Origin of the sequence: Streptomyces finlayi, from assembly GCF_014216315.1 — a bacterium.
Taxonomy (GTDB): Bacteria; Actinomycetota; Actinomycetes; order Streptomycetales; family Streptomycetaceae; genus Streptomyces; species Streptomyces finlayi_A.
In genome coordinates, this window is sequence record NZ_CP045702.1 from 3,052,664 (window position 1) to 3,077,498 (window position 24,835).

The 24,835-nt window shown below is 66.5% G+C and carries 20 protein-coding genes and 3 tRNA genes; 2 read left to right on the plus strand and 21 right to left on the minus strand.

The window, feature by feature from the left end:
• Nucleotides 1-74: 74 nt before the first annotated feature.
• The 13 genes from tuf to F0344_RS14025 form a co-directional block, all read right to left on the minus strand.
• Nucleotides 75-1,268, minus strand: coding sequence for an elongation factor Tu (gene tuf, locus F0344_RS13965; RefSeq protein WP_185299098.1), 1,194 nt, complete (start codon nucleotides 1,266-1,268; stop codon nucleotides 75-77).
• 159 nt (nucleotides 1,269-1,427) lie between these two features.
• Nucleotides 1,428-3,557, minus strand: coding sequence for an elongation factor G (gene fusA, locus F0344_RS13970; RefSeq protein WP_185299099.1), 2,130 nt, complete (start codon nucleotides 3,555-3,557; stop codon nucleotides 1,428-1,430).
• Nucleotides 3,558-3,595: 38 nt separating this feature from the next.
• Nucleotides 3,596-4,066: a 30S ribosomal protein S7 gene (rpsG, locus tag F0344_RS13975; RefSeq protein WP_014154599.1), complete on the minus strand. Its 471-nt coding sequence runs from the start codon at nucleotides 4,064-4,066 to the stop codon at nucleotides 3,596-3,598.
• 2 nt (nucleotides 4,067-4,068) lie between these two features.
• Nucleotides 4,069-4,440: a 30S ribosomal protein S12 gene (gene rpsL, locus F0344_RS13980; RefSeq protein WP_003948652.1), complete on the minus strand. Its 372-nt coding sequence runs from the start codon at nucleotides 4,438-4,440 to the stop codon at nucleotides 4,069-4,071.
• Nucleotides 4,441-4,896: 456 nt separating this feature from the next.
• Nucleotides 4,897-8,796, minus strand: a complete 3,900-nt coding sequence (locus F0344_RS13985; protein WP_185299100.1) for a DNA-directed RNA polymerase subunit beta' — start codon at nucleotides 8,794-8,796, stop codon at nucleotides 4,897-4,899.
• A 94-nt stretch (nucleotides 8,797-8,890) separates the two neighbouring features.
• Nucleotides 8,891-12,376, minus strand: a complete 3,486-nt coding sequence (gene rpoB / locus F0344_RS13990) for a DNA-directed RNA polymerase subunit beta (protein WP_185299101.1) — start codon at nucleotides 12,374-12,376, stop codon at nucleotides 8,891-8,893.
• Between the two features lie 617 nt (nucleotides 12,377-12,993).
• Entirely contained in the window at nucleotides 12,994-13,377 is a 384-nt protein-coding gene (gene rplL, locus F0344_RS13995; RefSeq protein ID WP_185299102.1) for a 50S ribosomal protein L7/L12, read from the minus strand.
• An 84-nt stretch (nucleotides 13,378-13,461) separates the two neighbouring features.
• Entirely contained in the window at nucleotides 13,462-14,019 is a 558-nt protein-coding gene (rplJ, locus tag F0344_RS14000; RefSeq protein ID WP_185299103.1) for a 50S ribosomal protein L10, read from the minus strand.
• 404 nt (nucleotides 14,020-14,423) lie between these two features.
• Nucleotides 14,424-15,146: a 50S ribosomal protein L1 gene (gene rplA, locus F0344_RS14005; RefSeq protein WP_185299104.1), complete on the minus strand. Its 723-nt coding sequence runs from the start codon at nucleotides 15,144-15,146 to the stop codon at nucleotides 14,424-14,426.
• Between the two features lie 81 nt (nucleotides 15,147-15,227).
• Complete coding sequence (gene rplK / locus F0344_RS14010) at nucleotides 15,228-15,662, minus strand: 50S ribosomal protein L11 (RefSeq protein ID WP_073740413.1); 435 nt, start codon at nucleotides 15,660-15,662, stop codon at nucleotides 15,228-15,230.
• A 174-nt stretch (nucleotides 15,663-15,836) separates the two neighbouring features.
• Nucleotides 15,837-16,718: a transcription termination/antitermination protein NusG gene (gene nusG / locus F0344_RS14015; protein ID WP_185299105.1), complete on the minus strand. Its 882-nt coding sequence runs from the start codon at nucleotides 16,716-16,718 to the stop codon at nucleotides 15,837-15,839.
• A 73-nt stretch (nucleotides 16,719-16,791) separates the two neighbouring features.
• Nucleotides 16,792-17,079, minus strand: coding sequence for a preprotein translocase subunit SecE (gene secE, locus F0344_RS14020; protein ID WP_185299106.1), 288 nt, complete (start codon nucleotides 17,077-17,079; stop codon nucleotides 16,792-16,794).
• A gap of 106 nt (nucleotides 17,080-17,185) precedes the next feature.
• Nucleotides 17,186-17,258: transfer RNA gene (locus F0344_RS14025), tRNA-Trp, on the minus strand.
• Between the two features lie 216 nt (nucleotides 17,259-17,474).
• Between F0344_RS14025 and F0344_RS14030 the strand changes: the two genes are divergently transcribed.
• Together F0344_RS14030 and F0344_RS14035 are read left to right on the plus strand one after the other, a co-directional pair.
• On the plus strand, nucleotides 17,475-18,701 hold the full coding sequence (locus F0344_RS14030) for a pyridoxal phosphate-dependent aminotransferase (protein WP_185299107.1): 1,227 nt from the start codon (nucleotides 17,475-17,477) through the stop codon (nucleotides 18,699-18,701).
• Between the two features lie 131 nt (nucleotides 18,702-18,832).
• Entirely contained in the window at nucleotides 18,833-19,846 is a 1,014-nt protein-coding gene (locus F0344_RS14035) for an adenosine deaminase (protein WP_185299108.1), read from the plus strand.
• Between the two features lie 119 nt (nucleotides 19,847-19,965).
• Here the strand turns inward: F0344_RS14035 and F0344_RS14040 are convergent, their stop codons facing one another.
• The 8 genes from F0344_RS14040 to F0344_RS14075 form a co-directional block, all read right to left on the minus strand.
• Nucleotides 19,966-21,021, minus strand: a complete 1,056-nt coding sequence (locus F0344_RS14040) for a UDP-N-acetylmuramate dehydrogenase (protein ID WP_185299109.1) — start codon at nucleotides 21,019-21,021, stop codon at nucleotides 19,966-19,968.
• Nucleotides 21,022-21,090: 69 nt separating this feature from the next.
• Entirely contained in the window at nucleotides 21,091-22,524 is a 1,434-nt protein-coding gene (locus F0344_RS14045; RefSeq protein WP_185299110.1) for an MFS transporter, read from the minus strand.
• 182 nt (nucleotides 22,525-22,706) lie between these two features.
• Nucleotides 22,707-23,288, minus strand: coding sequence for a TetR/AcrR family transcriptional regulator (locus F0344_RS14050; protein WP_185302676.1), 582 nt, complete (start codon nucleotides 23,286-23,288; stop codon nucleotides 22,707-22,709).
• A 112-nt stretch (nucleotides 23,289-23,400) separates the two neighbouring features.
• Complete coding sequence (locus tag F0344_RS14055) at nucleotides 23,401-23,829, minus strand: MaoC family dehydratase (RefSeq protein ID WP_185299111.1); 429 nt, start codon at nucleotides 23,827-23,829, stop codon at nucleotides 23,401-23,403.
• Entirely contained in the window at nucleotides 23,829-24,281 is a 453-nt protein-coding gene (locus F0344_RS14060) for a MaoC family dehydratase N-terminal domain-containing protein (protein WP_185299112.1), read from the minus strand. The genes F0344_RS14055 and F0344_RS14060 overlap by 1 nt, the downstream gene beginning before the upstream one ends.
• A 102-nt stretch (nucleotides 24,282-24,383) precedes the next feature.
• A complete protein-coding gene (gene rpmG / locus F0344_RS14065) occupies nucleotides 24,384-24,548 on the minus strand; it encodes a 50S ribosomal protein L33 (RefSeq protein ID WP_158989327.1) in 165 nt (54 codons plus the stop codon).
• Nucleotides 24,549-24,638: 90 nt separating this feature from the next.
• A tRNA-Met gene (locus F0344_RS14070) sits at nucleotides 24,639-24,711 on the minus strand.
• 45 nt (nucleotides 24,712-24,756) lie between these two features.
• Nucleotides 24,757-24,829 (minus strand) — tRNA-Thr (locus F0344_RS14075).
• Between the last annotated feature and the right edge of the window lie 6 nt (nucleotides 24,830-24,835).

The window sequence follows — 24,835 nt, forward strand, 5'->3', positions numbered from 1 at the left end:
CCACCGCTTGCGCGGCGGGCCGGGGCCCCTCTTGGTGCTCTTGTGCGGAGCGACCAGGTCAGACGGTCAAGTGACTACTTGACGATCTGGGTGACCTGGCCGGCGCCCACGGTCCGGCCACCCTCACGGATGGCGAACTTCAGGCCCTCTTCCATGGCGACGGGCTGGATCAGCGAGACGTTCATGAGGGTGTTGTCGCCCGGCATGACCATCTCGGTGCCCTCGGGAAGGGTCACAACGCCCGTTACGTCCGTGGTACGGAAGTAGAACTGCGGGCGGTAGTTGTTGAAGAACGGGGTGTGACGGCCACCCTCGTCCTTCGACAGGATGTAGGACTGCGCCACGAACTCGGTGTGCGGCGTGACCGAACCCGGCTTGATGATGACCTGGCCGCGCTCGACGTCCTCGCGCTTGATGCCACGAAGAAGCAGACCGACGTTCTCACCGGCCTGGCCCTCGTCGAGCAGCTTGCGGAACATCTCGATACCGGTGACCGTGGTGGTGACCTTCTCGGTCTTGATACCGACGATGTCGACGGTCTCGTTGACCTTGAGGACACCACGCTCGATACGACCGGTGACGACGGTGCCACGACCGGTGATCGTGAAGACGTCCTCGATCGGCATGAGGAACGGCTTCTCGACGTCACGCTCGGGCTGCGGGATGGACTCGTCGACGGCCTTCATCAGGTCGAGGACGGTCTGGCCCCACTCCTTGTCACCCTCAAGAGCCTTGAGCGCCGAGACCTTGACGACCGGAAGGTCGTCGCCCGGGAACTCGTACTCGGAGAGGAGCTCACGAACCTCGAGCTCGACGAGCTCCAGGATCTCCTCGTCGTCCACCATGTCGGCCTTGTTCAGCGCGACGACGATGTAGGGGACGCCGACCTGGCGGGCCAGGAGCACGTGCTCCTTGGTCTGCGGCATCGGGCCGTCGGTGGCCGCGACCACGAGGATGGCGCCGTCCATCTGCGCCGCACCCGTGATCATGTTCTTGATGTAGTCGGCGTGCCCGGGGCAGTCGACGTGCGCGTAGTGACGCGACTCCGTCTGGTACTCCACGTGCGCGATCGAGATCGTGATACCGCGCTGACGCTCTTCGGGAGCCTTGTCGATCTGGTCGAAGGCCGAGGCCTCGTTCAGGTCGGGGAACGCGTCGTGCAGCACCTTGGTAATGGCGGCCGTGAGGGTCGTCTTACCGTGGTCGATGTGACCGATGGTGCCGATGTTGACGTGCGGCTTAGTCCGCTCGAACTTTGCCTTCGCCACTGGGGTCCTCCTGAGTGGTTCTGTACGCCTTGCTTCATCGGCGCCAGGTGATCTTTGCTGGGATGCCGGGGCCCGGGGACATGCGGCGCGGCGCTCTCGCGCCGCTTCGCATGCCCCACCGGACTCCGGTGATAAGCCTAAAGCGTCAACTCGGGGGAGTTACTCGCCCTTGGCCTTCGCGATGATCTCCTCGGCGACGTTCCGCGGAACCTCGGCGTAGGAGTCGAACTGCATCGAGTAGCTTGCGCGACCCGAGGTCTTGCTGCGGAGGTCTCCGACGTAGCCGAACATCTCCGAGAGGGGCACGAGGCCCTTCACGACGCGAGCGCCGCTGCGCTCCTCCATGGCCTGAATCTGGCCACGGCGGGAGTTGAGGTCGCCGATCACGTCACCCATGTAGTCCTCGGGCGTGGTGACCTCGACGGCCATCATCGGCTCGAGAAGCACGGGGGACGCCTTGCGGGCACCCTCCTTGAACGCCTGCGAACCGGCGATCTTGAAGGCGAGCTCCGAGGAGTCGACCTCGTGGTAACCACCGTCGAGAAGGGTGACGCGGACGCCGACCATCTCGTAACCGGCCAGGATGCCGAACTGCATGGCTTCCTGGGCACCCGCGTCCACCGAGGGAATGTACTCACGGGGGATGCGGCCACCGGTGACCTTGTTGACGAACTCGTAGGACGAGTCGCCACCCTCGATGGGCTCGAGGGCGATCTGCACCTTCGCGAACTGGCCGGTTCCACCAGTCTGCTTCTTGTGCGTGTAGTCAATGCGCTCGACGGTCTTGCGAATCGTCTCGCGGTAGGCGACCTGCGGCTTGCCGACATTCGCCTCGACGCGGAATTCACGCCTCATGCGGTCGACGAGCACCTCGAGGTGAAGCTCGCCCATACCACCGATGATGGTCTGGCCGGTCTCCTCGTCGGAGTGCACCTGGAAGGAGGGGTCCTCCTCCGAGAGGCGCTGGATGGCGACACCCAGCTTCTCCTGGTCGCCCTTGGACTTGGGCTCGATGGCGACCTGAATGACCGGTGCCGGGAAGTCCATGGACTCCAGGATGACCGGGTTCTTGTCGTCACACAGCGTCTCACCGGTGGTGGTCTGCTTCAGGCCCATGACGGCGACGATGTCGCCGGCGCCCACCGAGGGGATCTCCTCACGCTTGTTCGCGTGCATACGGTAGATCTTCCCGATGCGCTCCTTCTTGCCCTTGACCGAGTTCAGCACCGCGGTGCCGGCCTCGAGGCGACCGGAGTAGATCCGGACGAAGGTGAGCTTGCCCAGGTGCGGGTCGCTCGCGATCTTGAACGCCAGGCCGGAGAACGGCTCGTCGTCCGACGGCTGACGCTTGACGACCTTCTCCGGGTCCTTGACGTCGTGGCCTTCGATGGCCTCGACGTCCAGGGGCGAAGGCAGGTAGCGGACGACCGCGTCGAGCAGGGGCTGAACGCCCTTGTTCTTGAACGCCGTGCCACAGAACACCGGGGTGACGGTGACGGAGTCGGCCGAACCCTTCGACGCGAGGGTGATACGGCGGATCGCCGCGTAGAGCTGGTCCACGGAAGGCTCGACGCCCTCCAGGTACAGCTCCATCATCTCGTCGTCGTTCTCGGAGACGGCCTCGAGCAGCTTGCCGCGCCACTCCTCGGCCGCCTCGACGTGGGTGTCCGGGATGTCGACAGTGTCGTACATCTCGCCCTTGGCGGCCTCTTCCGACCAGACAAAGGCCTTCATCGTCACGAGGTCGACGACGCCCTTGAAGTCGGCTTCGGCGCCGATGGGAAGCTGCATGACCAGCGGAACCGCACCGAGGCGGTCGATGATCATGTCGACACAGCGGTGGAACTCAGCACCGGTGCGGTCGAGCTTGTTGACGAAGCAGATACGCGGCACGCCGTAGCGGTCCGCCTGACGCCAGACAGTCTCGGACTGGGGCTCGACACCCGCCACGCCGTCGAACACGGTGACGGCACCGTCGAGGACGCGGAGCGAACGCTCCACCTCGACGGTGAAGTCGACGTGACCGGGGGTGTCAATGATGTTGATCGTGTGATCGACTTCATTGAGCGGCCAGTGGCAGGTCGTCGCGGCAGACGTGATCGTGATGCCGCGCTCCTGCTCCTGCTCCATCCAGTCCATCGTGGCAGCGCCATCGTGGACTTCACCGATCTTGTAGCTCACACCGGTGTAGAAGAGGATCCGCTCGGTGGTGGTCGTCTTGCCCGCGTCGATGTGGGCCATGATCCCAATGTTGCGGACCTTGGCCAGGTCAAGCGAAGTGGTGGCCATAAGGCTCAATCTTCTCTCGGTCTCGATGGGGTAAGCGACTACCAGCGGTAGTGCGCGAAGGCCTTGTTCGACTCGGCCATCTTGTGGGTGTCCTCGCGCTTCTTGACGGCAGCGCCAAGACCGTTGGAGGCGTCGAGCAGCTCGTTCATGAGGCGCTCGGTCATCGTCTTCTCGCGACGGGCGCGGGAGTAACCCACGATCCAGCGCAGCGAGAGGGTGGCGGCGCGACCGGGCTTGACCTCGATCGGCACCTGGTAGGTGGCGCCACCGACACGGCGGGACTTGACCTCGAGCGAGGGCTTGACGTTCTCAAGCGCGCGCTTCAGCGTGATGACCGGGTCAGCGCCGGTCTTCTCGCGGAGGCCTTCCATGGCGCCGTACACGATCCGCTCGGCGGTGGAACGCTTACCGTCGAGGAGGATCTTGTTGATCAGCGAGGTGACAAGAGGAGAGCTGTAGACCGGGTCGATGATGACCGGGCGCTTCGGGGCGGGGCCCTTACGAGGCATTCTTACTTCTCCTTCTTGGCGCCGTAACGGCTTCGGGCCTGCTTGCGGTTCTTGACACCCTGGGTGTCGAGCGAGCCGCGGATGATCTTGTAGCGAACACCCGGCAGGTCCTTCACACGGCCACCACGCACGAGCACGATGGAGTGCTCCTGCAGGTTGTGTCCCTCACCCGGGATGTAGGCCGTGACCTCGATACCGGAGGTCAGACGCACACGCGCGACCTTACGGAGCGCCGAGTTCGGCTTCTTCGGGGTGGTCGTGAACACTCGCGTGCAGACGCCACGCCGCTGGGGCGAACCCTCGAGCGCGGGCGTCTTGTTCTTCTCGACCTTGTCCTGCCGGCCCTTCCGGACCAGCTGCTGGATCGTAGGCACTACTTCTCCGGTTTCTGTGTGCCGTTCGTTGAAACTAACCTGGAACACACCGACCCACGCGGTCGGGTGTGTCGAATACTGCAAGCTCCTGCCCGAAGGCAGGAGAAGCGCAGATTGCGGTGGCCACTTACGGACTCGCGATGCGGTTGAGGACACGCACCCGAGCCCAGGCACACCCCAGGCACAAGGCTTGAGCGTACCTACCTCATCGACTCCGGTCAAAACAAATGCTGTCCGGCACAACCGGCCCCCGCCTCGGCGGTCCCGCACGAGCGGCACAGCACCACTCCCCCGCCCGCCGGGCCCCCGTCCGGCCGACCTCACGGCAGCGACCGCGCAGAGGACCGGCAGAGGGCCGTGACGACGGTACGCCGCCGCTCGCCGGCCCCCGGGATACGCCGGAGGGCGGCCACCCCGCAACGGGATGACCGCCCTCCGGTCGTTCAAGCGACTCGCTTACTGGTTGTACGGACCGTAGTCGTAGTCCTCCAGCGGAACGGCCTGGCCGGAGCCCGTGCCGAACGGCGAGTAGTCGATGTCGTCGTAGCCGACGGCCGAGTACATCGCGGCCTTGGCTTCCTCGGTCGGCTCGACCCGGATGTTGCGGTAGCGGGACAGACCCGTACCGGCCGGGATGAGCTTACCGATGATGACGTTCTCCTTGAGGCCGATCAGGGAGTCCGACTTGGCGTTGATCGCCGCGTCGGTCAGAACCCTGGTCGTCTCCTGGAAGGACGCCGCCGACAGCCACGACTCGGTGGCGAGCGAGGCCTTGGTGATACCCATCAGCTGCGGACGGCCGGAGGCGGGGTGACCGCCCTCGGTGACCACACGACGGTTCTCGACCTCGAACTTCGACCGCTCGACCAGCTCGCCCGGCAGCAGCTCCGCGTCGCCGGACTCGATGATCGTCACACGGCGGAGCATCTGCCGGATGATGATCTCGATGTGCTTGTCGTGGATCGACACGCCCTGCGAGTTGTAGACCTTCTGGACTTCGCCGACCAGGTGGATCTGGACCGCGCGCTGACCGAGGATCCGCAGCACGTCGTGCGGGTTGGTCGCACCGACGGTGAGCTTCTGGCCCACCTCGACCGCGTCGCCCTCGCCGACCAGCAGACGGGCACGCTTGGAGATCGGGAACGGCGTCTCCTCGCTCCCGTCGTCCGGGGTGACGACGAGCTTCTTCGTCTTCTCGGTCTCCTCGATCCGGACGCGGCCCTTGGCCTCCGAGATCGGGGCGACGCCCTTGGGCGTACGCGCCTCGAAGAGCTCGACGACACGCGGCAGACCCTGCGTGATGTCGTCACCCGCCACACCACCGGTGTGGAAGGTACGCATCGTCAGCTGGGTACCGGGCTCACCGATGGACTGGGCGGCGATGATGCCGACCGCCTCACCGATGTCGACCAGCTTGCCGGTGGCGAGCGAGCGTCCGTAGCAGAAGGCACAGGTGCCGACCGCGGACTCACAGGTCAGGACCGAACGGGTCTTGACCTCCTCGATGCCGGCGCCCACCAGGGCGTCGATCAGGACGTCTCCCAGGTCGACGTTGGCAGGCGCGATGACCTTGCCGTCGATGACGACGTCCTCGGCGAGCATGCGGGCGTACACCGAGGTCTCGACGTCGTCCGTCTTGCGGAGCACGCCGTCGGCACCCTTGACCGCGATCTTCAGCTTGAGGCCGCGGTCGGTGCCGCAGTCCTCCTCGCGAATGATCACGTCCTGCGAGACGTCCACCAGACGACGGGTCAGGTAACCCGAGTCGGCGGTACGCAGGGCGGTGTCCGCCAGCCCCTTACGGGCACCGTGCGTGGAGATGAAGTACTCCAGAACGGTGAGGCCCTCACGGAAGGACGCCTTGATGGGACGAGGAATCGTCTCGTTCTTGGCGTTGGACACCAGACCACGCATACCGGCGATCTGACGCATCTGCATCATGTTTCCTCGGGCACCCGAGTCAACCATCATGAAGATGGGGTTCGTCTTGGGGAAGTTCGCGTTCATCGCCTCGGCAACCTCGTTGGTCGCCTTGGTCCAGATCGCGATGAGCTCCTGCGTGCGCTCGTCCTTGGTGATCAGACCGCGCTCGTACTGCTTCTGGACCTTCTCGTCCTGGTCCTCGTAGCCCTTGACGATGGCCTTCTTGGCCTCGGGGACGACGATGTCCGAAACGGCGACGGTGACGCCGGAACGGGTGGCCCAGTGGAAGCCCGCCGCCTTCAGGTTGTCGAGCGTCGCCGCCACGATGACCTTGGGGTAGCGCTCGGCGAGGTCGTTGACGATCTCGGAGAGCTGCTTCTTGCCGACCGAGTAGTCGACGAACGGGTAGTCCTCGGGCAGCAGCTCGTTGAAGAGCGCGCGCCCCAGGGTCGTCCGCGTCCGGAAGGTGTCACCCGGCTGGTACTCGGGCTCGCCCTCCTCGGCGACCGGCGGCACCCAGCCACGCGGCGGGATGGTGCCCACCGGGAAGCGGATGTCGACGGGCGACTGGAGCGCCAGCTCGCCGGAGTCGAACGCCATGATCGCCTCGGCCGTGGAGCCGAACGCGCGGCCCTCGCCCTTGGTGTCACGGAGCTCACCGTCGGTGGTGAGGAAGAACAGACCCAGCACCATGTCCTGGGTCGGCATGGTGACGGGACGACCGTCGGCCGGCTTCAGGATGTTGTTGGAGGACAGCATCAGGATGCGGGCCTCGGCCTGCGCCTCCGCGGAGAGCGGAAGGTGCACGGCCATCTGGTCACCGTCGAAGTCCGCGTTGAACGCGGTGCAGACGAGCGGGTGGATCTGGATGGCCTTGCCCTCGACCAGCTGGGGCTCGAAGGCCTGGATGCCGAGGCGGTGCAGCGTCGGCGCACGGTTCAGCAGAACCGGGTGCTCGGCGATGACCTCTTCCAGGACGTCGTACACGACCGTGCGGCCGCGCTCGACCATGCGCTTGGCGCTCTTGATGTTCTGCGCGTGGTTCAGGTCGACCAGGCGCTTCATCACGAACGGCTTGAAGAGCTCCAGCGCCATGGCCTTGGGAAGACCGCACTGGTGCAGCTTCAGCTGCGGACCGACGACGATCACGGAACGCGCGGAGTAGTCCACACGCTTACCGAGAAGGTTCTGACGGAAACGCCCCTGCTTGCCCTTGAGCATGTCGCTCAGGGACTTCAGCGGGCGGTTACCGGGACCGGTGACCGGGCGACCGCGGCGGCCGTTGTCGAACAGTGCGTCGACGGCCTCCTGCAGCATCCGCTTCTCGTTGTTCACGATGATCTCGGGGGCACCGAGGTCAAGGAGACGCTTGAGGCGGTTGTTGCGGTTGATCACACGGCGGTACAGGTCGTTCAGGTCGGAGGTCGCGAAGCGGCCACCGTCCAGCTGCACCATCGGACGCAGGTCCGGCGGGATGACCGGCACGCAGTCGAGCACCATGCCCTTGGGCTTGTTGCTGGTCTGCAGGAACGCGGAGACGACCTTGAGGCGCTTGAGCGCACGGGTCTTCTTCTGGCCCTTGCCGGTACGGATGATCTCGCGGAGGCGCTCGGCCTCCTCGTCGAGGTCGAACGACTCCAGGCGCTTCTGCAGAGCAGCGGCACCCATGCAGCCGTCGAAGTACGTGCCGAAGCGGTCACGCAGCTCGCGGTAGAGCAGCTCGTCGCCCTCGAGGTCCTGGACCTTGAGGTTCTTGAAGCGGCTCCACACCTCGTCGAGGCGGTCGATCTCGCGCTGCGCACGGTCACGCAGCTGCTTCATCTCGCGCTCGGCACCTTCGCGCACCTTGCGGCGTACGTCGGCCTTGGCGCCCTCGGCCTCGAGCTCGGCCAGGTCGGTCTCGAGCTTCTTGGCGCGGTTCTCCAGGTCGGAGTCGCGACGGTTCTCGACCTGCTGACGCTCGACGGAGACGTGTGCCTCCAGCGAGGGCAGGTCACGCGTACGGCGCTCCTCGTCCACGAACGTGATCATGTACGCCGCGAAGTAGATGACCTTCTCGAGGTCCTTCGGAGCGAGATCAAGCAGGTAGCCGAGGCGCGACGGGACGCCCTTGAAGTACCAGATGTGGGTGACGGGGGCGGCAAGCTCGATGTGGCCCATCCGCTCACGACGCACCTTGGCGCGAGTGACCTCGACGCCGCAGCGCTCACAGATGATGCCCTTGAATCGGACACGCTTGTACTTGCCGCAGTAGCACTCCCAGTCCCGGGTCGGACCGAAGATCTTCTCGCAGAAGAGTCCGTCCTTTTCGGGCTTGAGCGTGCGGTAGTTGATGGTCTCCGGCTTCTTCACTTCGCCGTGCGACCAAGTCCGGATGTCGTCCGCGGTGGCAAGGCCGATCCGCAGCTCGTCGAAGAAGTTGACGTCGAGCACTTGTCGTCAATCCCTCTTTCAGGGTCGAGTGTCAAACATGGTCTGAACGGTCCGGGGCGGCCGGGGCCTCACGAGGAGGCCCCGGCCAGGCCCGTCAGACCTCTTCGACGCTGCTCGGCTCACGCCGGGACAGGTCGATACCGAGCTCTTCCGCAGCGCGGAAGACGTCCTCGTCCGTGTCGCGCATCTCGATGGACATGCCGTCCGAGGACAGCACCTCCACGTTGAGGCAGAGCGACTGCATTTCCTTGATGAGCACCTTGAAGGACTCGGGAATGCCGGGCTCGGGGATGTTCTCGCCCTTGACGATGGCCTCGTAGACCTTCACGCGGCCGGTCACGTCGTCGGACTTGATGGTCAGCAGTTCCTGGAGGGCGTAGGCGGCGCCATAAGCCTCAAGCGCCCACACCTCCATCTCACCGAAGCGCTGGCCACCGAACTGAGCCTTACCACCCAGCGGCTGCTGGGTGATCATGGAGTACGGACCCGTCGAACGAGCGTGGAGCTTGTCGTCGACGAGGTGGTGGAGCTTCAGGATGTACATGTAACCGACCGAGACCGGTTCCGGGAACGGCTCGCCGGAGCGGCCGTCGAACAGGTTGGCCTTGCCCGAGGGCTGGACCAGCCGGTCTCCGTCGCGGTTCGGGATCGTGGCCTTGAAGAGGCCGGTGATCTCGTCCTCACGGGCACCGTCGAAGACCGGGGTCGCGACGTTGGTGCCCGGGGCGACCTTGTCGGCGCCGATGGTCTGCAGGCGCTGGGCCCACTCGTCACCGAGGCCGGAGACGTCCCAGCCGCGGCTGGCGAGCCAGCCGAGGTGGATCTCCAGGACCTGTCCCGGGTTCATTCGGGACGGGACACCCAGGGGGTTGAGGATGATGTCGACCGGGGTGCCGTCCTCCAGGAACGGCATGTCCTCGATCGGCAGGATCTTCGAGATGACGCCCTTGTTGCCGTGACGGCCGGCGAGCTTGTCACCATCGGTGATCTTGCGCTTCTGCGCGACGTAGACGCGGACCAGCTGGTTCACGCCCGGCGGCAGCTCGTCGCCCTCTTCGCGGTCGAAGACCCGGACACCGATGATCTTGCCGATCTCACCGTGCGGGACCTTCAGCGAGGTGTCGCGCACCTCGCGCGCCTTCTCACCGAAGATCGCACGGAGCAGACGCTCCTCCGGCGTCAGCTCGGTCTCGCCCTTGGGCGTGACCTTGCCGACGAGGATGTCTCCGGCCGTGACCTCGGCACCGATACGGATGATGCCGCGCTCGTCGAGGTCCGCGAGGACCTCTTCGGAGACGTTCGGGATGTCCCGGGTGATCTCCTCCGGGCCGAGCTTGGTGTCACGGGCGTCGACCTCGTGCTCCTCGATGTGAATCGAGGAGAGGACGTCGTCCTGTACGAGGCGCTGCGAAAGAATGATCGCGTCCTCGTAGTTGTGACCCTCCCACGGCATGAACGCCACGAGCAGGTTCTTGCCGAGGGCCATCTCACCGTTCTCGGTGGCCGGTCCGTCGGCGAGTACCTGTTCGGCGACGACCCGGTCGCCCTCGGAGACGACAACCTTCTGGTTGACCGAGGTGCCCTGGTTGGAGCGCATGAACTTGGCGATGCGGTACGTGGTGTACGTGCCGTCGTCGTTCGTGACGGTGATGTAGTCCGCGGAGACCTCCTGGACCACACCGTCCTTCTCCGCCTTGAGCACGTCACCGGCGTCGGTGGCGCAGCGGTACTCCATGCCCGTGCCGACGAGCGGCGCCTCGGACTTGATGAGCGGCACCGCCTGACGCATCATGTTCGCGCCCATGAGGGCACGGTTGGCGTCGTCGTGCTCCAGGAAGGGGATCATCGCGGTGGCGACGGACACCATCTGGCGCGGCGAGACGTCCATGTAGTCGACGTCCGTGCCAGGCACGTAGTCGACCTCTCCGCCACGACGGCGGACCAGGACGCGCGGCTCGGTGAAGCGCAGCTCCTCGGAGAGGAGCGCGTTCGCCTGGGCGATGACGTAACGGTCTTCTTCGTCGGCCGTGATGTAGTCGACGTCGTCCGTGACCTGACCGTCGACGACCTTGCGGTACGGCGTCTCGATGAAACCGAACGCGTTGACGCGTCCGTACGAGGCGAGCGAACCGATCAGACCGATGTTCGGGCCTTCAGGGGTCTCGATCGGGCACATGCGTCCGTAGTGGGACGGGTGCACGTCACGGACCTCGAAGCCGGCCCGCTCACGGGACAGGCCACCCGGGCCAAGAGCCGACAGGCGGCGCTTGTGGGTGAGACCCGACAGCGGGTTGTTCTGGTCCATGAACTGCGACAGCTGGCTGGTGCCGAAGAACTCCTTGATGGAGGCGACGACCGGCCGGATGTTGATCAGGGTCTGCGGCGTGATGGCCTCGACGTCCTGGGTCGTCATCCGCTCACGCACGACGCGCTCCATACGAGCCAGACCCGTACGGACCTGGTTCTGGATGAGCTCGCCGACGTTACGCAGACGACGGTTGCCGAAGTGGTCGATGTCGTCGGTCTCGACGACGATCTCCCGGCCCGACTCCCCGACCGTCTCGGTCTCGCCCGCGTGCAGCTTGACCAGGTACTTGATCGTCGCGATGACGTCGTCACTGGTGAGCACGCCGGCGTTCAGCGGCTCGTCGGCGCCGAGCTTCTTGTTCACCTTGTAGCGGCCGACCTTCGCGAGGTCGTAGCGCTTCGGGTTGAAGTAGAGGTTCTCGAGCAGCGTCTGAGCAGCCTCGCGGGTGGGCGGCTCGCCCGGGCGCAGCTTGCGGTAGATGTCGAGAAGCGCGTCGTCCTGGCCCTGGGTGTGGTCCTTCTCCAGGGTGGCGCGCATGGACTCGTACTCGCCGAACTCCTCGAGGATCTGCTCGGTGGTCCAGCCGAGAGCCTTCAGGAGAACGGTGACGGACTGCTTGCGCTTGCGGTCGATGCGGACACCGACCATGTCGCGCTTGTCGATCTCCATCTCCAGCCAGGCACCCCGGGAAGGGATGATCTTGGAGGAGAAGATGTCCTTGTCGGACGTCTTGTCGATGGAGGAGTCGAAGTAGACACCCGGCGAGCGGACCAGCTGCGACACGACGACACGCTCGGTGCCGTTGATGACGAAGGTGCCCTTGTTGGTCATGAGCGGGAAGTCGCCCATGAAGACCGTCTGGGACTTGATCTCGCCGGTCTCGTTGTTGGTGAACTCAGCGGTGACGAAGAGCGGCGCGGCGAACGTGAAGTCGCGCTCCTTGCACTCTTCGATGGAGTTCTTCGGGGGCTCGAAGCGGTGGTCGCGGAACGTAAGCGACATCGACCCGGAGAAGTCCTCGATCGGTGAAATCTCCTCGAAGATTTCCTCCAGGCCGGACTTGGTGGGGACGTCTTGTCCACTGTCCAGAGCAGCCTCGACGCGAGCCTTCCAGGCGGCATTACCGAGGAGCCAGTCAAAGCTCTCGGTCTGCAGCGCGAGGAGGTTCGGAACCTCGAGGGGCTCCTTGATCTTTGCAAAAGAGATGCGCAGCGGGGCGGTGCTGGCGCCGTGGTTCGTATTCGCGGTCGAGGCGTTGCGCGAGGCGGCCAAGAGGGGGTCCTTCCGAGGGCTCGGACTCACTACGCGCGTACCGGTCCCAAGTGGACACGTAAACAGGCCGTTCCCGAATCAGCCATGAATGGCCAGGTCAGAGATGGACGGTCGTCGGTGCTCAGATGGGTATGCCCCTGGTGACGGGCAGGAGGCAGCTAACAGGCAGCGCAAAGGGTCAGTGTAGCCAAGTGCCACACTGATGTCCAGTCGGGGTTCTCAGAGACCCACGTTGCTCTCAACAGCTGTTCTCAACACCTATGCCTAGCCCTCGCGCGGGGTGCGCACTGCATTACTGCCCTCTTCACGCTCGATCCATGCCTCGGATACGGATCGATGTGACGACGCGTCCTGAGAATTGCGCGCCGCGTGCGGTTCGTCAAGGCCCCTCAGCCGGAACGAGGTCCCGGCGTCATCCTCAGACCGCCCAAGAACGCCTGCTGGCGGCCCCTGAGAGGCGCACGGCGAAGATCACGATACTCGTCACCGGCAGAAGAGCAACACAGGCGCCACGGGTACGCCAAAGGGCGACCACCCGAACGGGTGATCGCCCTTTGCGATGTGACATCCCCGCCTTGCGGCAGAGACGGTCCTGAGGAGTCAGATGACTCGCAGGGTCACTTGACCTCGACGGAGGCGCCGGCGGCCTTGAGGGACTCGGCAGCCTTCTCGGCGGCCTCCTTGGCGACCTTCTCGAGGACGGGCTTCGGGGCGCCGTCCACGAGGTCCTTGGCCTCCTTGAGGCCCAGCGAGGTCAGCTCACGCACGACCTTGATGACCTGGATCTTCTTCTCGCCGGCACCGGTGAGGATGACGTCGAACTCGTCCTGCTCGGCCTCGGCCTCAGCGGCGGGGCCGCCCTGGGCGGGACCGGCAACGGCGACGGCCGCGGCGGCGGTGACGTCGAACTTCTCCTCGAACGCCTTAACGAACTCGGAGAGCTCGATGAGGGTGAGCTCCTCGAACTGGGCGAGCAGGTCTTCCTGGCTGAGCTTCGCCATGATGGCGGGTCCTTCCACTAATTCGGCAGGTGCCGGAGGTATGTGACGGCGGGCGTACGTGGTGCCCGCTGGACTGCCGAGTGGTTACTCGGAAGCCTCGGCGGGAGCCGGCGTACCGGCACCGCCCTGCTCTTCGAGCTTGACGCGAAGCGCTTCCGCGGTGCGGACGAACTTCGACGGCAGAGCCTGGAAGAGCTGCGCAGCCTGAGTCTGCTTGCCCTTCATGGCGCCGGCCAGCTTGGCGAGCAGAACCTCGCGGGACTCGAGGTCCGCGAGCTTCTTGATCTCATCGGCGGACAGCGCCTTGCCGTCAAGGACACCGCCCTTGATGACGAGGTTGGGGTTCTCCTTGGCGAAGTCACGAAGACCCTTCGCCGACTCCACCGGGTCACCGGTGATGAAGGCAACCGCCGTCGGACCCGAGAACAGGTCGTCCAGCGTGTCGATCCCGGCCTCGTTGGCCGCAATCTTGGTCAGCGTGTTCTTCACCACGGCGTACTGGGCGTTCTCACCGAGCGAACGGCGCAGCGTCTTGAGCTGCGCCACGGTGAGACCCCGGTACTCGGTCAGCACAGCGGCGTTCGAGCTGCGGAACTGGTCCGTCAGCTCGGCTACCGCGGCAGCCTTGTCGGGCCTTGCCATGAGCGTCGGCCTCCTTCCGGGTGATGAGGACCGCTCAGAAGGAACCGGGAAAAACAAAACGCCCCGGCACAGGTGCCAGGGCGTAGCTCAACCGCACGAAGTCCGGGAGCTTTCCACAGTCACCTGCGCAGGTCGTCCGTTCTTCACGGATCCTTCGGTCACCGGTCCCTCTTACGAGAGCCCAGCAACGACCAGCGGTCTTTGGCTTCTTGAGGAGACTACGCGACCCGGGGCACGCGGAGCAAATCCGTGCCGTTCCGAGCAGTGCGGGAGGTTTGGAACGCGGTCGTCCGGGCTCTCCGGCGCCGGAAACGCCCCCGCGGGAACGGGGACGGGCCCCGTACCTCGGAAGGTACGGGGCCCGTCGGAATGCCGTGACGCGGCTACCGGGTGAGCACGGGGGCTCAGACGGAGGCCGGGTCCTCCTCGACGAGGAGGTTGCGCACGCGGTTGGAGTCCAGCGGGATGCCGGGGCCCATCGTCGTGCTCATGACCGCCTTCTTGATGAAGCGGCCCTTCGCTGCGGACGGCTTCAGACGGAGGATCTCCTCCAGCGCCGCGGCGTAGTTCTCGACCAGCTTCGTCTCGTCGAAGGAAACCTTGCCGATGATGAAGTGCAGGTTCGAGTGCTTGTCGACGCGGAACTCGATCTTGCCGCCCTTGATGTCGTTGACAGCCTTGACGACATCGGGGGTGACGGTGCCGGTCTTCGGGTTCGGCATCAGACCACGCGGACCGAGCACGCGGCCCAGGCGGCCGACCTTGCCCATGAGGTCCGGAGTGGCGACGACGGCGTCGAAGTCCAGACGGCCCTTCGCCACCTCGTCGATGAGCTCGTCGGAGCCGACGATGTCGGCGCCCGCGGCTTCCGCGGCCGCAGCACGGTCACCGGTCGCGAAGACCAGGACCCGGGCGGTCTTGCCGGTGCCGTGCGGGAGGTTCACGGTGCCACGGACCATCTGGTCGGCCTTGCGAGGGTCAACACCCAGGCAGAACGCGACCTCGACGGTGCCGTCGAACTTGGTGGCGGCGGTGTCCTTGGCGATACGGACGGCCTCGAGCGGGGCGTAGAAACGCTCCCGGTCGATCTTTGCGTCCGCAGCGCGGAGGTTCTTGCTGCGCTTCACTTCTACTCCTGTGGTTTCAGAGTGTGGAGTCGTGGTGCGGACCAGCGCTTGGTCCTACCACTGAGGGCTTGAAGGGCTGGATCAGCCTTCGACCGTGATGCCCATGGAACGGGCGGTGCCAGCGATGATCTTCGACGCGGCGTCGAGGTCGTTGGCGTTCAGGTCGGGGAGCTTCGTCGTGGCGATCTCGCGGACCTGGGCAGCCGTCAGCTTGGCGACCTTGGTCTTGTGCGGCTCGCCGGAGCCCTTGTCCACACCCGCGGCCTTGAGGATCAGCTTGGCGGCCGGCGGAGTCTTCGTGATGAAGGTGAAGGAGCGGTCGTCGTAGACCGTGATCTCCACCGGCACGACCATGCCACGCTGCGACTCGGTCGCGGCGTTGTAGGCCTTGCAGAACTCCATGATGTTGACGCCGTGCTGGCCCAGCGCGGGACCGACCGGCGGCGCCGGGTTGGCCGCACCGGCGTTGATCTGGAGCTTGATAAGCCCCGTGATCTTCTTCTTCTTGGGAGGCATTGCTCTCTCCGGGTCCTAGTGAGAGTTTTTCGCCGACATCCAGTTATCCGGATGCAGGCATACCGCGCAACGATAACGGGTATAGCCGCGCGACCAAAAACGAGCAGGTCAGACGGCTGCGAAAGCCGGTCTGACCTGCTCGGTAGGCATGTGACCAGAAAGCTGCGGAAGCCGCTAGTTCTTCTGGATCTGGTCGAAGCTGAGCTCGACCGGGGTCTCGCGACCGAAGATCTCGACGAGGCCCTTGACCTTCTTCGAGTCGGCGTTGATCTCGTTGATCGTCGCCTGGAGCGTCGCGAACGGGCCGTCGGTGACGGTGACCGAGTCACCCACCTCGAAGTCCAGCACCTGGACCTCGACCTTGCGGGACGGAGCGGGCTTGCCCTCGGCCTCGGCCGCCTCGCGGGCCGCCTTCTCCTCGGCCTCGGGGGCGAGCATCTTGACGATCTCGTCGAGGGTCAGCGGGTACGGGTCGTAGGCGTTGCCCACGAAGCCGGTGACGCCGGGGGTGTTGCGGACAACGCCCCAGGACTCGTTCGTCAGGTCCATGCGCACCAGGACGTAACCCGGGAGCTTGTTCTGACGGACGTTCTTCCGCTCACCGTTCTTGATCTGAACGATCTCTTCCTCGGGGACTTCCGCCTGGTAGACGAACTCCTCGACGTTGAGGGAGACGGCGCGCTGTTCGAGGTTGGCCTTCACGCGCTTCTCGTAACCGGCGTACGTGTGGATGACGTACCACTCGCCGGGGAGAGTGCGGAGCTCCTCACGGAGGGCGGTGACGGGGTCGACGGGGGCGGCCGGCTCGGCCTCTTCCTCGTCGGCACTCTCGTCGTCGGCGAGCTCCTCGTCGGACGCCTCGTCCGCGGACTCATCAGCGTCGGACTCGACGTGCACGGCGTCCTCCTCGGAGGACTCACCCGCGGCTTCGTCGGCAGCTTCGGCCTGGTCGGGCTCCACGGAATCCGCCGCCTCAACGATGTCGAGCTCGTCCTCGGCGGACTCGACGGCGTCCACCGTAGGCTCGGCGGCGTCGTTCAGGTTCGGGTCAGACACGATGGCTGCTTCTTCCTGGATACAAATGGGTGGAACGTGCGAAAGGGGCGCCGGTGAGGCGCCCTCCGCGGGATCAGCCGAAGACGTACTTGACGACCCGCGCGAATCCGAAGTCAATCACGGTAACGAGACCGATCATGACGACCACGAACACGATCACCACGGATGTGTACGTCGTGAGCTGGTTGCGAGTCGGCCAGACGACCTTGCGCAACTCGGCGACGATCTGGCGGTAGAACAGCGCGAGACGGCCCAGAGGGCCCTTCTTGCCGCGCTTACCGCCCTTCCGAGTCTTCTTCTTCGACTCAGGGGCTTCATCCTCGGCATCAGGCATGTCGATGGAGCCCACGGCGTCCGTCACGCTACTCACCTGATTCCGGGTCGTGGCCGTGCCGCGCCCGGGGGAGCCGCACGACTGTGCAATGAAGTACGTACATGCGCACACATCCTGGCGAAGACGTGTGAAGCAGGGCCGGAGGGACTTGAACCCCCAACCGCTGGTTTTGGAGACCAGTGCTCTACCAATTGAGCTACGACCCTTTGTGGTTTCCACCAACCTACCGCATTGCCTCCCGGATGGACCGGGCGCGAGAACGGTGTGACCGGTGAAGGCCAACGACAGGTGAGTGTACGTGCTCAGGGCCGCCGCGTCGAACAGATAGGAACCGACCGTTCCTGTCCGCATGCTGTCCGAGTGCTGTCCGGTCCCTGAAACCCGTGTGCCGACGCCTTTTCCGGTCTGGGAGCATGGGCGCCATGAGCGCTGCAACTTCTCCCTCCGAGCGTCGGGTCTCCGCCCGCATCGGTGCGATTTCCGAGTCCGCGACCCTCGCCGTCGACGCCAAGGCCAAGGCCCTGAAGGCCGCCGGCCGTCCGGTGATCGGCTTCGGCGCCGGTGAGCCCGACTTCCCGACGCCCGACTACATCGTCGAAGCGGCGGTCGAGGCATGCCGCAACCCGAAGTACCACCGCTACACCCCGGCCGGCGGGCTCCCCGAGCTCAAGGCCGCCATCGTAGAGAAGACGCTGCGCGACTCCGGCTACGAGGTCGACGCGTCCCAGGTCCTGGTGACCAACGGCGGTAAGCAGGCCATCTACCAGGCATTCGCCGCGATCCTCGACCCGGGCGACGAGGTCATCGTCCCGGCCCCCTACTGGACCACCTACCCGGAGTCGATCCGTCTCGCAGGCGGTGTCCCCGTCGAGGTGGTGGCCGACGAGACCACCGGTTACCGGGTCTCCGTAGAGCAGCTCGAAGCGGCGCGCACCGAGCGCACGAAGGTCGTCCTCTTCGTCTCGCCGTCCAACCCGACCGGCGCCGTCTACAGCGCGGCCGACGCCGAGGCCATCGGCCGCTGGGCCGTCGAGCACGGCCTGTGGGTGATGACCGACGAGATCTACGAGCACCTCGTCTACGGCGACGCCACGTTCACCTCGCTCCCGGCGGTCCTGCCCGAGCTGCGCGACAAGTGCATCGTCGTCAACGGTGTCGCCAAGACGTACGCGATGACCGGCTGGCGTGTCGGGTGGATCATCGGCCCCAAGGACGTCGTGAAGGCGGCGACCAACCTCCAGTCGCACGCCACGTCCAACGTCTCCAACGTCGCCCAGGTCGCAGCGCTGGCCGCCGTGTCCGGGAACCTGGACGCGGTCGACGAGATGCGCACCGCCTTCGACCGTCGCCGCGGGACCATCGTGCGGATGCTCAACGAGATCGACGGTGTCGTGTGCCCGACCCCCGAGGGCGCGTTCTACGTGTACCCCTCGGTGAAGGGCCTGCTCGGCAAGGAGCTCCGCGGCAAGCGTCCGGCCACCTCCGTCGAGCTCGCGGCGCTCATCCTGGACGAGGCCGAGGTCGCCGTCGTACCGGGCGAGGCGTTCGGTACACCCGGCTATCTGCGGCTGTCGTACGCGCTCGGTGACACGGACCTCGTCGAGGGCGTCACACGGCTCCAGAAGCTCCTGAGCGAGGCCAAGGACTGACGGTCCCCCGCCTCACCCGTCGAACAGGCAGACCCCCGGCTTCCGTCCGGGGGTCTGCTTTTTTGTTCGATGACCGTCCCAAGAGGGAAAGCGGCTACCGCGAGGCCCGGCCCGTGCGGCAGGATCCTGGGATGGAGCGCGATGTACGTCAGTTGCCCAAGGCCCACCTGCACCTGCACTTCACCGGGTCGATGCGGCCCACGACGCTGCTGGAACTCGCCGACAAGTACGGCGTGCACCTGCCCGAGGCGCTGACCGGGGGCGAGCCGCCGAGTCTGCGGGCGACGGACGAGCGGGGCTGGTTCCGTTTCCAGCGGCTCTACGACATCGCCCGGTCCTGTCTCCGCTCGCCGGAGGACATCCAGCGGCTCGTGCGCGAGGCCGCCCAGGAGGACGTCGCGGACGGCTCGGGGTGGCTGGAGATCCAGGTCGACCCCACCTCGTACGCCCCGCTGCTCGGCGGGCTGATCCCGGCGATCGAGATCATCCTCGACGCGGTGGACTCCGCGGCCCGGGACACCGGGCTCGGTATCCGGGTCGTCATCGCGGCCAACCGCATGAAGCATCCGCTGGACGCGCGCACGCTGGCACGGCTGGCCGTGCGGTACGCCGACCGCGGTGTCGTCGGCTTCGGGCTCTCCAACGACGAACGCCGCGGCATGGCCCGTGACTTCGACCGGGCCTTCGCCATCGCCCGCGAGGGCGGCCTGCTCGCGGCCCCGCACGGCGGCGAGCTGTCCGGTCCTTCGAGCGTCCGGGACTGCATGGACGACCTCGACGCGTCCCGTATCGGGCACGGTGTACGGGCCGCCGAGGACCCCCGGCTGCTGTACAGGCTGGCGGAGCGCGGGGTGACCTGCGAGGTCTGCCCGGCCTCCAACGTGGCACTCGGGGTCTACGAGAAGCCTGCGGACGTCCCCGTCCGCACGCTCTTCGACGCGGGCGTGCCGATGGCGCTCGGCGCGGACGATCCGCTGCTCTTCGGCTCCCGGCTGGCCGCCCAGTACGACTTCGTACGGCGGCACCACGCCTTCACCGACGAGGAGCTGGCCGAGCTGGCACGGCAGTCCGTACGGGGGTCGGCGGCGCCGTCGGACGTACGGGAGAAGCTGCTCGGCGGCATCGACGCGTGGCTGCTCGGCTGATCCGCCGGCTCGGCTGATCGGCGGCTCCGGCCGTCACCTGGTGCCGCCCCGCCTCCGTCGCCTGCCGTACGAACCGGGCGGTGCGCATGGTGATGGGGCAGTCCTGGCCCAAGCCATGGTCAGAGGGCGATGCCGACCGTCACCGGCTCGTTCACGAGCGTGACGCCGAACGCCTCGTGGACGCCTGCCACCACCTCGCGGGCAAGGGCCAGCAGGTCTTCGGTGGTCGCGTCGCCCCGGTTGGTGAGGGCGAGCGTGTGCTTGGTGGAGATCCGGGCCGGGCCGGTGCCGAACCCCTTGGTGAACCCGGCCCTGTCGATCAGCCAGGCCGCGGAGGTCTTGGTGTTGCCGTCGGCCGCGGGGAACGCGGGCGGCGTCACGTCGTCGCCCAGGCGGTCCTTGGCGCGGGCGAGGAACGCCTCGTACTGCGCCGGGTCCAGGACGGGGTTGGTGAAGAAGGACCCGGCCGACCAGGTGTCGTGGTCCTCGGGGTCCAGGACCATGCCCTTGCCCGCGCGGAGCCGGAGGACCGTTTCCCGGGCATCCGCCGCCGCAACGCGCTCTCCCTGCTCCACGCCCATGACGCGTGCCGTCTCGGCGTACCGCAGGGGGGCGGACAGACCGCCGGCGTCCTCCAGCTCGAAGCGGACGCGGAGCACCACGTAGCGGTCGGGTTCGGCCTTGAAGCGGCTGTGCCGGTACGAGAAGGCGCACGCGGCGTTCGCAAGGGTGACCGTCTCCCGGGTACGGCGGTCGTAGGCGACGACCTCCGAGATGGTGGAGGACACCTCCTGCCCGTACGCACCGACGTTCTGGATCGGCGTCGCACCCGCGGAGCCCGGGATTCCGGCCAGGCACTCGATGCCCGCGAGGCCCGCTTCCACGGTGCGTGCGACGGCGTCGGTCCAGACCTCGCCGGCGGCCAGCTCCAGCGTCGTACCGGACAGGGCGAAGCCCTGGGTCGCGATACGCAGCGCGGTGCCCTCGAAGCCCTTGTCCCCGATGACGAGGTTGGAGCCGCCGCCGATCACCAGGAGTGGCGTGGACGTCTCGTCGGCCTCGCGCACGGCGGCGACCACCTCGGCATCGGTGGTCGCCGTGAGGAGGCGGGTCGCGGGGCCGCCGAGCCGGAAGGTGGTCAGGGGGGCGAGGGGGGCGTCGTGGAGTTCCTGCACGGGGACAAGAGTACGGTCCGTGGGCCCACCGCTCGGGCGGGGCCACGGACCGTAGGGCAGCGCGGCCGGTCAGGCGGCGACAGTGGTCCGGTCCTCGGCCGGTTCCGGGGCCGGGGTCTCGGCGGTGGCGCGGCGGCCGGGGATCATCAGGGCGACGAGCGCGCCGAGAGCCACGGCTCCGGAGCCGATCCAGAGGGCGGGAACGGTCCCGTCCGAGAACGCCTGGGGCGATTCGAACCCGCCCCGGGCCGCGAAGACGGACGCGAGCACGGCGACTCCGAGCGCTCCGCCGACCTCCCGCAGCGCGTTGTTGGACCCGGAGGCGATGCCCTGCTCGTCGTCGCGGACGCTGGACATCACGAGGCTGGCGGCGGGGGCGAAGTACATCGCCATGCCGATGCCTCCGACGATCAGACCCGGCAGCTGGGCGGCGTAACTCACATCGGGTGCCAGGATTATCGCGAAGAGCGCGAGCCCGAGGGCCTGGAGCGCGAGCCCGGTCACGACGACGGGGCGGCCGCCGTAGCGGTCGGAGAGGTAGCCGGCGATCGGGGCCACCAGCATCGGCATTCCGGTCCACGGCAGCATCCGGAGACCGGCCTCGGTGGGCGTGTAGCCGAGCCCGCTCTGCAGGAACTGGCTGAGCAGGAAGATCGACCCGAACATTCCCAGGAACATCAGCAGGCCGGCGATGTTGATCCCGAAGAAGGCGCGGTCGCGGAACAGGCGCATGGGGAGCACGGGGTTCTTCGCAACTAAGCCGTGCCGCACGAACCAGGCCAGGAGCGCGGTTCCGATGATCAGGCCCGTCAGGACGGTGGGACTGGTCCAGCCGTCGCCCGCGGCGCTGACGAGTGCGTAGACGATGCCGAAGAGGCCGGCGCTGACGAGGAGGGTGCCGGGGAGGTCGAGCCGGGCGTCCGGGGCGGAGGACTCGCGCAGGCGCAGCCGGGCCACCGGGAGCAGGATCAGTCCGATCGGGACGTTCAGCCAGAAGATCCACTGCCAGGAGACGTGTTCGGTGAGGCTGCCTCCGACGAGCGGCCCGCTGGCGACGGCGAGTCCGGTGACGGCGCCGAAGATGCCGAGGGCCATGCCGCGCCGGGCGGGCGGGACGGCTGCGGTGAGCAGGGTGAGGGTCAGCGGCATCATGATCGCCGCACCGACGCCCTGGACCGCGCGGAAGGCGATGAGTTCGCTGATCCCGGGCGAGAGGGCGGCCGCGGCGGAGGCGGCGGTGAAGATGCCGAGTCCCACCATGAAGAGCCGGCGGCGGCCGAAGCGGTCACCGAGTGCGGCGCCGGTCATCAGCAGTACGGCGAAGGTGAGCGTGTAGGCGTTCACCGTCCATTCGAGCTCTTCGAGTCCACCGCCGAGACTCTCCTTGATGGACGGCAGGGCGGTGGTCACGACGAGGTTGTCCAGGGCGGCCATGAAGCTCGCGATGCTGGTGATGACGAGAGCCCAGACCGCTCCCCCGCGGCCGGCTGTGTGCTGGTCCACTACCCCTCCATGGGTTAGTTATCGATGACTAACTTCGCTGGACAGAAAACCGGGCCGGGCCCGGGCGGAGCTGCGCACTCGATGGATCCGGCAGGGATCGATCCATGACGGGGCCAGACAGTGGATCGGGCGGGATCAGTGGGTCGGGCGGGATCAGTGGGTCGGCGGGACAGTCCATCGCGTCATCCGGTCGCCATCCGGTCATCCGGCGCGGACGCGGCCGTCGGCCTGGCCGAGGGATAGAACCCGGACCAGACGCGGTGGTCCGCCGGAAAGCCCAGCGAGGCCAGGGTGTTCACGAGCATCCCGTACGCCAGGAACGTGGTGGTCTCGTGCTGGTCCGCCCCGAGGACGACGTGGATCTCGTCCCACATCGCGGCCCAGCTCCGGCGAATCGACTCGCCGAACTCGCGGTCTCCCGACGCCTCGGCCGCCGCGACGGCCGCGTACGTCTGCATCTGCATCAGCAGCTTGTCCGCGTCGTCGACGATGAGCCGCTGATAGGCCCTCGCCATGGCGTGGAGCGCTTCCTCCGCCTCCAGCCCCTCGGCGGCTTCCATGAACACCTGGCGGGTGTCCCTGAGGCAGCGTTCGGAGGCGGCAAGGAACATGGCCTGCTTGTTGGGGAAGAGACGGAAGAGATACGGCTGCGAGACGCCGACCCGTTTGGCGATCGCCTCCGTGGACGTGCCGTTGTACCCACCGCGGGCGAACTCGGCGATCGCCGCCCGCACGGCGCTCTCGCGCCGGTCCTCCGCACTCATCCTGGTCATGGAATTAAGTTATTGGCTGATCACTAACTTGGCAAGCGAGTGACCGTAAACACGTAAGGGGCGCCCCTCCTGGAGGGACGCCCCTTACGCACAGCTATGGCCTTCAGGCGAGCCGGACCACGGCGCGGGACATGCCCAGCACCTTCTGGCCGTCACTCACGGCCGTCAGGTCGACCCGCACCTGGTTGTCGTCCAGCAGGGCGGCCACCTTGCCGCTGACCTCGACGAGCACACCCTTGTCATCGTTCGGGACGACGACCGGCTTGGTGAAACGCACGCCGTACTCGACGACCGCTCCGGGGTCGCCGACCCAGTCCGTGACCACACGGATCGCCTCGGCCATGGTGAACATGCCGTGCGCGATCACGTCCGGCAGCCCGACCTCGCGCGCGAACTTCTCGTTCCAGTGGATCGGGTTGAAGTCGCCGGAGGCTCCCGCGTACTGAACCAGCGTCGCGCGGGTGACCGGGAAGGACTGCGCCGGCAGCTCCGTACCGACCTCGACCGACTCGTAGGACACCTTCGCCGTCATCACGCCTCCTCGGCGGCGCGGGCCACCAGCTTCGTCCAGGCGGTCACCACGTGCTCGCCGGCCTCGTCGTGGACCTCACCGCGGACGTCCACGATGTCGTTGCCCGCTAGGGACTTGATGCCCTCGATCGTCGAGGTGACCGTGAGCCGGTCCCCCGCCCGTACCGGACGCATGTACGCGAACTTCTGATCCCGGTGCACCACACGGCTGTAGTCCAGGCCCAGCTGCGGGTCCCGCACGACATCGCCCGCGGCCTTGAACGTGATGGAGAAGACGAAAGTCGGCGGGGCGATCACATCGGCGTGACCGAGAGCGGCCGCCGCCTGCGGATCGGTGTACGCGGGATTCGTGTCGCCCACCGCCTCGGCGAACTCGCGGATCTTCTCCCGGCCGACCTCGTACGGGGTGGTGGGCGGATAGGTCCGTCCCACGAAGGACTGGTCGAGCGCCATGGGCTCGTTCCCTCCTGATGCAAAGACGAAGGGGCCGGAGTGCGGCCCTGAGAAACGACACGAGGCCGCCCCCAATGGGGACGGCCTCGTGAACGAGCCTGTTTAGCGGGTTTCGCGGTGCGCGGTGTGCGACTTGCAGCGCGGGCAGTGCTTCTTCATCTCAAGACGGTCCGGGTTGTTACGCCGGTTCTTCTTGGTGATGTAGTTCCGCTCCTTGCACTCCACGCAGGCCAGCGTGATCTTCGGGCGGACGTCGGTGGCAGCCACGTGAGTGCTCCTTGGACGGACAGGATGGACGGATGAACGCAAAAAAGAGTAGCCGATCGAAGGACCGACCCCACAATCGGCTACCGTAAGTAGCGGTGACCGGACTTGAACCGGTGACACAGCGATTATGAGCCGCTTGCTCTACCGACTGAGCTACACCGCTTTGATGACGAGTCCCCCCGCCGAAGCGGGGTTTCCCGATCACCAGAGCCCCAATGCGGAATCGAACCGCAGACCTTCTCCTTACCATGGAGACGCTCTACCGACTGAGCTATTGGGGCGAGCGA